General features: G+C 63.4%; 11 protein-coding genes. 3 read left to right on the forward strand and 8 right to left on the reverse strand.

Annotation, left to right across the window (positions count from 1 at the left end; genetic code table 11):
- Positions 1–59: 59 nt before the first annotated feature.
- From G522_RS0110965 to G522_RS0111000, 8 genes are all read right to left on the reverse strand, one after another.
- Positions 60–956 (reverse strand): carbohydrate kinase family protein, encoded by an 897-nt coding sequence (locus G522_RS0110965; protein ID WP_026791079.1) that lies wholly within the window; start codon positions 954–956, stop codon positions 60–62.
- A gap of 14 nt (positions 957–970) precedes the next feature.
- Entirely contained in the window at positions 971–1978 is a 1008-nt protein-coding gene (locus G522_RS0110970) for an SIS domain-containing protein (protein WP_026791080.1), read from the reverse strand.
- Between the two features lie 17 nt (positions 1979–1995).
- Positions 1996–3069: an ABC transporter ATP-binding protein gene (locus tag G522_RS0110975; protein WP_026791081.1), complete on the reverse strand. Its 1074-nt coding sequence runs from the start codon at positions 3067–3069 to the stop codon at positions 1996–1998.
- A 60-nt stretch (positions 3070–3129) separates the two neighbouring features.
- Positions 3130–3969: a carbohydrate ABC transporter permease gene (locus G522_RS0110980; protein ID WP_036838875.1), complete on the reverse strand. Its 840-nt coding sequence runs from the start codon at positions 3967–3969 to the stop codon at positions 3130–3132.
- Positions 3962–4894 carry a carbohydrate ABC transporter permease gene (locus G522_RS0110985; RefSeq protein ID WP_051228530.1) on the reverse strand — a complete coding sequence of 311 codons (933 nt, stop codon included), beginning with the start codon at positions 4892–4894 and terminating at the stop codon, positions 3962–3964. The genes G522_RS0110980 and G522_RS0110985 overlap by 8 nt, the downstream gene beginning before the upstream one ends.
- A 119-nt stretch (positions 4895–5013) precedes the next feature.
- A complete protein-coding gene (locus tag G522_RS0110990) occupies positions 5014–6183 on the reverse strand; it encodes an ABC transporter substrate-binding protein (protein WP_245586641.1) in 1170 nt (389 codons plus the stop codon).
- Positions 6184–6313: 130 nt separating this feature from the next.
- A complete protein-coding gene (locus G522_RS0110995; RefSeq protein WP_026791085.1) occupies positions 6314–7927 on the reverse strand; it encodes an FAD-dependent oxidoreductase in 1614 nt (537 codons plus the stop codon).
- A gap of 7 nt (positions 7928–7934) precedes the next feature.
- Positions 7935–8954, reverse strand: coding sequence for a LacI family DNA-binding transcriptional regulator (locus G522_RS0111000; protein ID WP_026791086.1), 1020 nt, complete (start codon positions 8952–8954; stop codon positions 7935–7937).
- 804 nt (positions 8955–9758) lie between these two features.
- Between G522_RS0111000 and G522_RS0111010 the strand changes: the two genes are divergently transcribed.
- Genes G522_RS0111010 through G522_RS0111020 form a run of 3 tightly spaced genes read left to right on the forward strand, consistent with a single transcriptional unit; the run spans position 9759 to position 12586 of the window.
- Positions 9759–10895, forward strand: coding sequence for an extracellular solute-binding protein (locus G522_RS0111010; RefSeq protein WP_026791087.1), 1137 nt, complete (start codon positions 9759–9761; stop codon positions 10893–10895).
- 9 nt (positions 10896–10904) lie between these two features.
- The gene (locus G522_RS0111015; RefSeq protein ID WP_026791088.1) at positions 10905–11771 is read left to right on the forward strand and encodes an ABC transporter permease; all 867 of its coding nucleotides are present in this window, start codon (positions 10905–10907) and stop codon (positions 11769–11771) included.
- The gene (locus G522_RS0111020) at positions 11768–12586 is read left to right on the forward strand and encodes an ABC transporter permease (RefSeq protein WP_026791089.1); all 819 of its coding nucleotides are present in this window, start codon (positions 11768–11770) and stop codon (positions 12584–12586) included. The genes G522_RS0111015 and G522_RS0111020 overlap by 4 nt, the downstream gene beginning before the upstream one ends.
- The last annotated feature ends 10 nt before the right edge of the window (positions 12587–12596 follow it).

The raw sequence follows: 12596 nt of genomic DNA on the forward strand, positions 1-12596 counted from the left end.
TCCAAACCACGCCGACAAGAGACAATGTCCATCGTCGTCCGAGATGCCGCTGCCTCACGTTAAGCGATCTGCCTGGGCGAAGTCGATATGGCCCGGGACGCCAGCGCAACTCCGGCTGCGAGGGCGTCGTCGATACCCCGTTCGTCAGCCATGGCCTGCAGGAAGCCGGCGTTGAAGATGTCGCCGGCTCCGATGGTGTCGATCACTGTGACCTTGGGCGACGTCGCGTGATGGTACTCGCCGTTCTGCCAGCCATCTGCGCCATCGGGCCCGCGCTTGATGACGACAATGCCGCCGGCCGGCATCGCTGCCGAAAGCGCACGCGCTGCGGCGAGGATGTCAGACTCTCCGGATAGCGACACCGCCTCGACTTCGTTGAACAGCAAGCAATCACACTGCCGCAGCCACTCGTGCGTTGTCGCCTTGACGTCGTCCGTCCAGCCCTCGGGCGGCCAGCCCGGATCGAGCGCGACACAGGCCCCGAGCTGTTTCAGCTGAGACAACAATTGGGACTGGGTGGCGGCGATGCGTGGGCACAGGAAGGCGCCGGCGAGCAGCACCCAGTCGCCCGGCCGCACCTCAACCGACAGCCTGGCCGCCACATCGACGGGCTCCCAGACGGCAAGATGGCCGGCGGACGTCAGGAAGGTCCGCTCGCCGCTCGGATCGACGACGCCGACGGAGATGGTGGTCGGCGCTGCCAACGGCGCGCCCGGCAATGAGCCTGGCCCCAACTGCTGCGCCAACCATGTGCCGAACACGTCATCGCCGCGGGCGGCGATCAGGTTCCACCGGGCGCCGATCGCTTTCAATGCCAGCGCCGTGTTGCCGGCCGAACCACCGAGACGGAGTTCGGAATGTGGCAACACCACCTCGGTACCGATCGCCGGCCAGGCAGGCAGCGTGCCCATGATCAGGTCGACGTTGAGGTTGCCGACGACGTGGATCGTCGGCATGGCGCCTTCTCCTGTCATACCGTCACCTTGTTGGAGCGCACCGGCACACCGATGTTTTCGGCGGTGAGCAGTGCCGTTGCCACCACCATCTCCTGCAGTGCGTAGAGCGCGGCGACGCAGGCGGCGAGGCCTTCGGCCCGGCCGAGTGCGATCGTTGTCGTTCCGGCAATCGCCGGTTCGCCACTGGCGTCGAGGACGATCGTCGACGTGCCGGCTTCGACCGCCGTCTTGGCCAACGGCGGAATCTTATCCTTGTCGGGACCAGCGCCGCGCAGCAGCACGACGGCCGCCCCCGGCCGCAGGAACTCGGTCGGGCCATGCCGGAACTGTCCGCCTTCGAGGGCGATCGCCGGCCGGCGAGCCAGTTCCATGGTGGCGAGCGCGCCACCTTCAGCGATGCCTTGCAGGGCATGTTGGGCGACGAACACCGTGATGTCGCTTGCCGCCAGCGTCCGGGCGAGGTCGGCCGGCAAAATGGCGGCCGGCTTGGCGATCTCGGCCTTGACCGCCGTTGCTGGAAGACCGAGCGCATCGAGCAGAGCGGCATGCAGGACGACGGTAAGGAGTGTGCTGCGGGTGGCGGCGTAGGCGACCTCCGGACCGCCGACGGCGATGAGCGACGGGATCGCCTTGGCGAGCGGGCTGTTCCCGTCGAGGGTCATGCCGAACCGTTGCTCTTCACTGGCCGGCCGGCCGACGAGCTCGATGATCTCGCCGGAGCCACCCGACTGCGACACAAGAAGCGCGGTGCGCGGTGCCGACGGCAGCGGCGCCAGCAGCGCTTCCGAGGCGACCAGGGTGCGGGCGTCGATACCGAGGCCGCGATACAGCACCTCGGCCGCACGATTGACGTTATGCGAGCCGCCCATGCCATAGAGCACCAACCGGCCGGTGGCGCGGATGCTCTTGGCGATCTCCTGGGCGAGTGGACGGACGGCGGCCAGCGTGGCGACGGCGTCGTCGCGTTGGCGGGCCATCTCGCGCTTTAGCAGCACGAGGCCGGGCTTGTCGGAAGCGGTCATTGTCGAATGTCCTTCAGTCATGCGTGACACGGAGGTTGGCCGTCGAGACGAAGGCCACTTTCCGCGTCGAAAACGTGGGCGCGGCCGGGCGCGATGCCGAGCCGGACGGAGCTGCCGGGCGGGGCGGTGAGACGGCCGCGGAACAGCGAGGTGAATTTCTGGCTGCCCCAGCGGGCCAGCATCTGGGTTTCCGAGCCGGTCGGCTCGAGCACGTCGACCGTGGCGTCGACGCCATCATCGGTGAGGATGAAATCATCGGGGCGGACGCCGCAGACCACGTCGCGCCCCTCGAGATCGCCTCTCGTGGCGAACGGCAGCTTGAGGCCATCGCTGGAAACGAATTGTCCGTCGCGATAATTGCCGCGGAAGAAGGCCATGCCGTTCGAACCGAGGAAGCCGGCGACGAACAGGTTGACTGGATGGTCGTAGAGATCGAGCGGCGAGCCGATCTGTTCGACCTTGCCGTCGCGCAACACGACGATGCGGTCGGCCATGGTCATGGCTTCGATCTGGTCGTGCGTCACGTAGATCATGGTGGTGGCGAGCCGGTGATGCAGCGCCTTGATCTCGCCGCGCATCTGCACCCGCAGCTTGGCATCGAGGTTGCTGAGCGGTTCGTCGAACAGGAATACCTTGGGATTGCGGACGATGGCGCGGCCCATGGCGACGCGCTGACGCTGACCGCCGGAGAGCTGCTTGGGATAGCGGCTGAGCAGCGGCTCGATCTCAAGGATGGCGGCCGCCTCATGAACGTGTCGTTCGACCTCCGCCTTGGCGACGCCGCGCTGAACCAGCGAGAAGGCCATGTTGGCGGCCACCGTCATATGCGGGTAGAGCGCGTAGTTCTGGAACACCATGGCGATGTCCCGATCCTTGGGCTCGACATCATTGACGCGGCGGTCACCGATGGCGAGCGTGCCGCTGTTGATGGTCTCGAGACCGGCGATGATGCGGAGCAGCGTCGACTTGCCGCATCCCGACGGCCCGACCAGAATGACGAACTCGCCGTCGGCGATTTCGACGGAAACGTCCTTGATGACCGGATGGCTTCCAAAGGACTTGTTGACTGACGCGATGCTGACGGAAGCCATCGTTATTTCCTTTTCATATCCCGACAGAGGGCCGGCGGCTGAACAGTTCGCCGGGCCGCCTCATCCCTTGAGGCCGGTGTAGGCCAAGCCTTCGATGAACTGTTTCTGGGCAATCACGAACACCACCAACACCGGAATGGCGGTGAGCGAGGCCGCTGCCAGCTGGATGTTCCACATCGGCCCGCCATAGGCGTCGACGAACTGCGTCAGCGCCTGCGGCAAGGTGAACTTGTCGGGCGAGGACAGGAAGACGATCGGCTCGAGGTAGAGGTTCCAGCTGTAGAGGAAGGTGAAGATGCCGACGGCGGCGAGCGCCGGCTTGGCCAGGGGCAGGGCGATGCGGTGATAGATCGCGAAGCGGCCGAGCCCGTCGATACGGGCGGCGTCTTCGAGTTCGTGCGGCAGGCCGGAGAAGAACTGACGCATGATGAAGGTTTGCAGTGCGCTCGGTGCGCCAAGCATCGGCACCAGGATCAGCGGCCAGTGAGTGTTGACGGCGCCGACGTCCAGGAACATCTGAAACAGCGGCACGATCGTCACCTCCGAGGGAATCAAGAGGCCCGTCAGGACCAGCATGAACAGGAGGTTGGCGCCGGGGAAGCGGATGCGCGCAAAGGCGTAACCGGCCAGCGACGAGAAGGCGAGCGTGCCGGTTGTTACCGCCACGGCGATATAGAGGCTGTTGAAATACTGCCGGGCGAATGGCTGCAGTTCGAAGACGCGCCCATAGGCGTCGGTGACGAACTGGCGCGGCAGCAGCGTTGGCGGGAAGGCGAAGATTTCCGATACCGGCTTGAACGACGAGGTGATCATCCACCAGGTCGGGAACAGGAACGGGATGCACAGCACGGCCATCAGCGCGTAGAGGGCGAGTGCGAGACGGGAGCGGGACTTAATCATTGTCGTAGACCCAGGCCTTGCGCAGCGACCATTGCAGGTAAGTGAGCGCGCCGACGATCAGCAGCAGCAGCATGGCGAGGCTGGCGCCGTAGCCGAAGAAGTGGAACTGGAAGGCTTGCTGATAGAGATAGTAGACGAGCACTGTCGTCGAAGTTCCCGGTCCGCCTTCGGTCAGGACGGCGATCTGGGCGAATACCTGCAGAGAACCGGCGACGGTGATGATCGAGGTGAGCAGCACAGTCGGGCTGATCAGCGGCACGGTGATGCGGAAGAACTGGGTCCAGCGGCTGGCGCCGTCGACACGGGCCGCCTCGTAGAGCTCCTGTGGCACGTTCTGCAGCGCCGCCAGGAACAGCACCATGTTGAGGCCGACGTTTTTGACCACCTGGACGACGATCACCGAGACCATGGCGGTGTTCGGTCCACGCAGCCAGTTGGGCCCGTCGATCGACAGCATCCTCAGCACCGCGTTGATGCCGCCGTCCTGCTGTAACAGGAAGCGCCAGACGATTGCCCAGGCGACCAGCGAGACCACCACCGGCGAGAAGAAGATGGTGCGGAACACCACGGTGCCAGCGAGCTTCTGGTTGAGAAGCACGGCGAGCAGCAGGGCCAGTGATAGGTTGAACAGGACGAGGCCGACCGAAAAGCAGGCCGACGCCCAGAGTACGCCGGGCAGGGCCGGGTCGGTCGCGAGCTTCTCGTAGTTGCCGAGGCCGACGAACGAAAAGGTGCCGGCGAGCACGTTCCATTCATTGAGACTGTACCAGGCCATCAGCGCCAGCGGCACCAGCACGAAGACGACGAGGCCCGTGATCTGCGGCAGGATGAACAGATAGCCGATGAAATGGTCGCGCCGGGCCGGTGTCCACCAGGAGCGGCGGACATCTGGTGAGATCGACGGCAGAGGATGGTCCTGGGCCAATTGCGCTTCCTCAAGACACCGGCGACATCGCCACTGCGGTGGCATCGGTCCGGCGTCGTCCAGCGGGACTAGGGAGAGAGACCCGGGCGGGGCTTGATGGCACCACCCGGGATCGTCGATCAGTGGGCGAGCAGCGGCCCGATCTTGGCGCAAGCGCCGGAAAGCACCGCCGGCAGGTCGGCGTCGGGAGTCCAGGCGGCGTCCAGCGAAGCGCGGATCTGCTGGGCGATCTGGGCATTGTTGGTGTGGCTCGGCGAAACCTTACCCGTGGTGATCCCTTTGACCACGACCTCTTCAAGCTGGCTCTTGGAGAGCAACGGGTTGGTCTTGCCGAGCGTCTCGGCGTTGAGCTGGCTGAGCCGCGGCGGCGGGAAGAACTGGGCCAGCTTCAACGAATTCTCCGGGCTGGACAGGAAGGCGAGGAAGGCGGCGGCATCCTGGGGATGCTTGCCGTTCTTGAAAACGCCGATGCCGGCCTGGCCGATCACCGAATAGCTACCCTTGGGACCGGCGGGCAGTGGCACCAGATCCCACTTGAAGGCGCCGTCTTTCAGCAGAGACGCCCGGCTGATCTGAGTGATCGAGAAGGCGGTATCGCCGGCGAAGAAGTCGCCCGACGTGCCGGGGCCGGGGATGGCGCCATCCTTGAAGATCGCCTTGTGCAGGAAGGCCATCGCATCGGCCATATCGGAGCTGTCGAGCGTGCAGGTCTTGCCGTCGGCGCTCCAGGGGCGTGCGGCCCAACCGTCCCAGACGGTGGTCAGCAGCGTCCAGTCCTTATAGTCGAAGTCGCGGATTTCGACGCCGTTCTTGCCGGACTTGGCGTGGACGGCGGCGGCCTCGGTTGCGACGGTTTGCCAGTTCCAGCTACCGGCGGCGATCAGGTCGGCCGGTGACTTCTGACCGGCAGCGGCGATGATGTCGAGGTTGGCGAATATGGCGTATGGCGAGGTCGAGAACGGATAGGCGAATAGCTTGCCGTCCTGCCGCCACAGCGCCGTCGCGCTCGGCGACAGATCGGCGAAGTCGTAGCCGGCGGTCGAAGACAACGTGTCGTCAAGGGCGAGGAGGGCGCCGGAGCCAACGAAGTCGGGCGCGGCCGACTCGAGAATCCAGGCGAGATCCGGTGCGTTGCCGCCGGCGATCTGGGTTGTCAGCGTCGTCGTGTAGTTGTCGTACGGGATGGTGTCGAAGGTGATCGTGCCGATCTCGGGATGCTTGGCCTTGTAGGCGTCGGCGATGCCGTTGAGCAACGCCAGATGCTTGGCATTGCCAGTCCAGACGGCCATTCGTAGCGAGAGTCCATCCGCCGCCTGCGCCGGGGTCATAAAGGCCGTTGGTGCGAGTGCCAAGAGTGCGGTCAAACAGAGTGTTGTTGTTATAGTTCTCTTCATTTTGCCCCTCGTAGTTCTGAAGGCTTCAGTAGCCCACGACATCAGGCCAGCGCAGTTCCATGCCTTGGCTGGTCAGAAGAGTTTGAAATTCGGAAAGCAGACCGGCGTCGTCCCGCACCGCATGCGGTGTCGTTGCCTTGCCGAGACAGAAGGCGGCGAGCATGCCCACCGCTTCGCCGATGTTCCATTCGATCGGGTGCAGGCGATAGCAGCCGTTGGTGATGTGGGTGGTACCGATGTTCTTGCAGGCCGGCAGCAGGTTTTGCATCCGCTGCGGCAGCAGCGCGCCAAGCGGAATTTCGAACGGACAGGATGCTACGTCGATGAAGTTGTCGCCGCCGGTCGACGGATGCAGGTCGATCCGGTACATGCCGACGCCGACGGAGTCGCCGTAGTGCACGGCGCCGCGCTCGCCGCGGACGGCGTAGGAAAGATCCTGCTCGACGATGGTGTATTCGGCACGAATGCGGCGCGATTCCCGGATGTAGGGAGCCTGGGCGAGGCCATCGATGGTGCCGGTCACGTCGCTGCGCAGCCTGAGCCCGGGATAGCCGACGCCGCCGTCGGGGCGTGGCGCCTCGGTCTGCATCCAGTAGAGCACCGAACGCGACAGATCGGCAGCGTTGGCAAGATGCTGCCTGGCCTCTTCCTCAGGCACGCCGAAGATCGGCCCCTCGCAATAGTCGAGCAACGGCCAGTTCACCAGCGTAATGTCACTGTCGTAGGTGCCGGGAACGAAGTTGCGCCGCGCCGCGATGCGGCGGTAGATCCACAGATCATCGTCGCCCGGGGTGAGCCGCTGATCGGAGATCACCGCCATCGGATCGTCGTCGGGATTGGGCGTAAAGGCGCTAGTGACGGTTTCGAGCGTCCGCGCGTGCGGCGATTGCCAGCTCAGCTGGTTGGCGCCCCAGAAGGACGGCCTGAGAGCCCGCCATTTTTCATAGTTGTTCGGCTTGTCGATGGTGTAGTCACCACCGTCGATGTGGTCCATGGCAAAGCAATAGGACACCGCCTGCATGTTGAGCGGCTGCGCCTTGCTTGGCGCCGTCGGCTCGCCGGTTTCGCTCTGTGCTTCAAAGCCCGTCACGAATTCGGTGCCCGAAAGGGGTAGAAGGTCGCCAGTTTCGGTGGCATCGACCACATAGCGGCCTGTCAGGGTGATCTGCTGGCCGCTGTCGCGGTGGGCGACCGTGACGGCTCGAACCCGATCGCCGTCGACGTCGACCGCCACCGGCTTGAACGGCTGAAGGACGGTGAGGCGTCCGGAGCTGCGATAGGGCGCCAGCATTGCTTCCATGACAGCCAACGATACGCGCGGTTCAGGGCAGAGGCGGCTTACCGAACCGGCCCCGGGGTTGAACTCGCGCCAGGCGCGCGCCGTCGGTGTCAGGGGATAGTTGCGCCGGTAATAGTCGCGAATCCCGTCTCTGAGTGCACGATAGCTGGCGGTGATGCCGAACTGCTCCACCCAGGATGCTTCGTCGGGGGGCACGCCCTGGCTGGTCAGCTGGCCGCCGATCCAGTCATATTCTTCGGTCATCGCCACCGTCAGTCCGGAGCGGCTTGCAGCCAGGGCACAGGCAACGCCGCCAAGACCGCCACCGATGATGACAAGATCAACCTTCAGTTCTTTCACAGCACACCTATTGTTCGCGTTTTCTAAGAGTTTGGCCGTCGACCGTGTTCGGTCGCAGCAGGATCTGCCGCTCAACAGAACGATTCTCGATGATGGCGCTCAGGGTCCGGACGGCTTGACGCCCCATTTCCTCGCGGGGCAGTTCGAAACCGGAAAGCTGCAGCGAGGGCAGGGACAACGACGCCGCGCTGCCCATGGCGACGACAGAAAGCCGGGAGGAGAGCCGCCGGGTATCAACCTCGCGGGCAAGCGCCAGTGCGCCGTCTGCGACTTCGCAGAAAAGCACTGTGGCGCCTGAAGCGAGTGCTCGCTCGATGATCTCCGACGGGGCGACCATTGGCGCGGTGCGGTCGCCGGTGAGGCCGAGAGTGGCTACGGCTTCACTGAAACCCTGCCAACGGTCCATCAATGACTCGGCGCCGGAGCCATCCCCGACGTAAAGAAGGTGGCTGTGCCCTAGATCATGGGCACGCCGTACCAGATCGCGCGTGACGGTGAGGTAGTCGGCGCCGACATAGGGGATTTGTTCGCTGTCGTCGTCCCGGCGACCGATCGTTACGAAGGGGTAACCGTCAGCCGCCAGCCGGGCGAGTTCGTCCCGATCCTGTTCGCGGCCGATGACGATGCAACCGTCGGCGAGGCGGAGTCGGCTTTCTTTGCGGAACAGTTTGCGTCGGCCATCTTCCACCGGGGTGCTGGTGAAAAGCAGAAGATCATAGCCGAGACGCTCGGCTTCCCCCTCGATGCCGAGTAGGAACGGCGTGTAGAAGTCGGCCTGGGCGTTGGGAAATACCGGTTCGTAAGTGAAGACGCCGAGAAGCTGATTGCCCTTCTTGTGCATCTGACGCGCCAGGGGGTCGGCGACATAGCCTGTTCCCTGAATGACCGCCATCACCCGCTCACGGGTCTCGGACGAAAGACGTGCCTGCTCGGCGCCACCGTTCAGGATGAGCGAGACCGCCGCTTGGCTGACGCCGGCCAGCTTGGCGATATCCCGTTGCGTCAGTCTGCCCTTGGTACGTGCCATCTGCTAATCAACCAGCTAATACGTATTAGCAAGAATATTGCTCGCTGCTGGATGACTTGTCAAGAAGGCTTTCTTTGTGTGTTGGTCGGAGCGACAAATGGGAGCGCCGCCGGTGTTGGCGCTTGCCAATAGGCCCGCCTGCCGCCGATAACGCGTCTACTTGATTGTTGAAGCCTCTTGCTGGAGGCGCCGCATGATCACCCCGCCGGCTTTGACGATGGGGGACTATGGCGATCGGTCCATGCATCGTTGCTAAGGAGACATGGCCTTTCTCATTGGCGCGTCAGTGGCGAAGAGGTTGGTCCCTAGAGCGCCCTTGCTCCTGGCTTGCGGTCTGTCGCTCTCCTGCGCAAGGCAGCAGAAATTAATCCACGATAGGGATCAAATTCGCCGGCGGCTGACGATGATGTAGCCACCCACGCAGTTCTTGGAAGGCGAGGGCAGAGTTCCCCCTCCCCAAGAAGCAGGAAAACGCGCCGAATTCCGACATCCCTGAGATTGCCTGATGCGATGCGAATGCCCCATGCCCAGGAGAAACAATGCTGTGCCGTAAGCGAGGTCCCGAAAATGGCTATGGTAGGCTTCCGGTGAAATGCCTACGAAAAGCGGTGGCTGAATCAAGCCTTTCCTAGCAGGCAACGCTTGACAACTTCGATATAGTCCGTGCTAAGAATTTAAGTATGCGCCGGGCATGGCAGACCATAAGCTCATAAAAGCCGGGCGTGAGGAGTGGGAACGGGCTTTTCGTAAGGCCAGTCATCAAAGGACGGCTGTCCACGACGTCCGTCTGAAGTGGAGGTTCACATGCTGAGACGCGACTTTCTGAAGTATTCCGCCGCAGGCGCCGGTCTGCTGCTGGCTGGTCCTCGTGTCGCCTTCGCGGCGCCGGGCGTCCTCGACATTTTCTTCAATAGCGACACCAACGTCATCGATTTCTGGACGCAGGTGGTAAAGCCCGGCTTCGAGGCCGCCAATTCTGGCGTGACGCTGAACCTCGTTCCCGGTGGTGGTGGCTCCGGCATCAACACGCTGGCCGATCGCGCCTATGCCGCGTTCCAGGCCAAGAAGGACCCGCAGATCGATATGCTCGAGGCGGCGATGCCCTTCTATCCGGCAGGCGCGCTTGAGGCCGGGTTGTGGGTCGACTTCGCCAAGGCGGGCCTCGCCAATTACGACAAGGTCAATCCGGTTGTCGTTCAGTCGCCGGCGCTGCTGCCCTATCGCGGCTCGCAGGTCGTGCTGATGTATAATTCCACGTTGGTCAAGGAGGTCCCGACCACCTTCGCCGACCTCGTCAAGTGGATCAAGGCCAATCCTGGTCAGTTTGCCTATTCGCGTCCGGATCTCGGCGACAGCGGTGCCTGTTTTATTGAACGCGCTCTCCAGGAAGTGACCGGCCAGAAGCCTGAACTGTTCCTGCCGGACAACTACACGGACGCCTATGCCAAGCCGATGTTCGAAAAACTCTGGCCGCTGTTGAAGGACATTCAGCCGGCCTTGTTCAATGGCGGCGAATATACGTCCGGCAACACCGCGTCGATCCAACTGCTAGCCAGCGGTGCGGTGGCGATGACGGTCGCCTGGTCGGACATGGCGCTGCAGGCGATGAGCCAGGGCGTGGTCCCCGATACGACGGCGGTTGCCCAGTTGCAGGATCTGGCATTTACCGGCGGTTTCTCCGGCATCATCGTGCCGTCCGTCGCCGGCAACAAGGATATGGCGCTGAAACTTGCCGACTACCTGATCTCGCCGGAGGTTCAGAACCACGTCGTCACCGACCTCGGTGGCTTCCCGGGCATCAAGTGGGAGTTCCTTTCCAAGGAGCTGCAGGATAAGTTCGCCAAGGTGGCGCCGAAGTCGATCCCGATCTTCCCGAGCACCTGGGAGCCGAGCCTGTTCGAGGCCTGGTATCGCAACGTCGCTTCTGGCGTCAAACGCTGAGACCGATCGATGAGCGCGACCGCGATGTCGTTGCGCAACGGCTGGAGGGGATTGGCGTTCATCGCCATCCCCGTGACCGCCATTGCGATCTTTCTGTTCTATCCGGCCGCGCTCTCAATCATCGGAACGCTGGTGCGCCCCAAGGACGGCGGCGGTTACACCTTCAGCCTGCAAAGCTACGTCTTCTTCTTCACCGACAGCTACAGCCTGACCAACCTCGGTCGCACGCTGTGGACCACGGTGGTGACGCTGATCCTGCTCGTCGCCGTGAACCTGCCCATCGCCCTCTATATGCGCTTTACCAAGGGCACGCTGGCGACGGTGATCCAGGCTCTGGCGCTGTTTCCGATGTTCGTGCCGGGCATCATCATCTGCTATGCGCTCATCCGCTATATGGGCCCCAATGGTTGGCTGCAGAGCCTCCTCAACCTTGTGGGCTTTCATCATTACGCATCACCGCATCTGACGCCCTGGGGGCCGGTGATCGGCCTCATCTGGGACGGCATGCCGCTCACCTTGCTGATCCTGATCTCGGGCCTCTCGAACATTTCCGATGCGTCGATCGAGGCGGCGCGTGACGTCGGCGCCGGCCGGCTGCGCATCCTCGTCAGTATCATCACGCCGGAGATCACCCACTCCTTGCTGATCGTCTCGGCATTGAATTTTCTCGGCATTTTCGGCCAGGCGTTGATGCCCTTCATGCTCGGTCCGACCAACCCCGAGATGATGGGCCCCTTCATGCTGCGCACCTTCGCCAGCGTTCGCGATCCGCTGCAGGCGTCGACCCAGGCGACCATCACCTTCCTGATCTGCTCGCTGGCCGGTGTCGCCTATGTGCGGTCGCTGGCTCGCCGCCCGCAGGAGGACCGGAAATGATCTTCCTGTCTACCCGGCGCTTCGACTTCTTCGGCTACGGCATCCTGCTGTTCCTGATTTTCTTCATCGTATTGCCGGTGCTCACCGTCTTCCTGTGGGCCTTCGCCGAGCAGTGGTTCTACCCGGCGGTGTTGCCGACCAAATGGGGGTTCCGTTTCTGGTCGCTGGTGCTGGCGCGGCCGGACGTCTGGTCCGCTCTCATCACTTCAGTCGAACTGTCGCTCACGGTGACGGCGCTGTCGGCGGTGATTTGTCTGCCGGCCGCCTATGCCTTTGCTCGCATGGAATTTCCTGGCAAATCCATGTTCATGATGTCCTTCCTGATGGCCAATGCCTTCCCGCGCTTTGCCCTCATCATCTCGATCGCCGTGCTGTTCCTGTCGCTTGATCTCGTCGGCACCTTCACCGGCGTGGTGATCATCCAGTTGCTCAATACGCTGCTGTTGATGATCTGGCTGCCGACCGCCGCTTTCAGGGCCGTTAGCCGGGAAATGGAGGAAGCCGCCCGCGACGTCGGAGCGTCGGCCTGGCAGGTATTCCGCTACGTGACGCTGCCGCAGGCTTTTCCGACCATTGCCGCGGCGCTGCTGATGACCTTCGTCTGGACCTTCTACGAGACCGAGGGCGCCTGGCTGGTCGGCGCGCCGCGCATCCGCACCATGCCGCTCCTGATGATGCAGATGATCAACAACCAACTGGTCGTCCAGTATGGCGCGGTGCTGTCGGTCATGCTGTGGGTGCCGTCGCTGGCTGCCATTCTGATGGCGCGGCGCATCATCGGCGGCGATGCTTTTGCCAAGGGGCTCGGCGGCTGACTGGTGGGCC

The sequence above is a fragment of the Pleomorphomonas oryzae DSM 16300 genome (assembly GCF_000422965.1).
GTDB classification, from domain to species: domain Bacteria; phylum Pseudomonadota; class Alphaproteobacteria; order Rhizobiales; family Pleomorphomonadaceae; genus Pleomorphomonas; species Pleomorphomonas oryzae.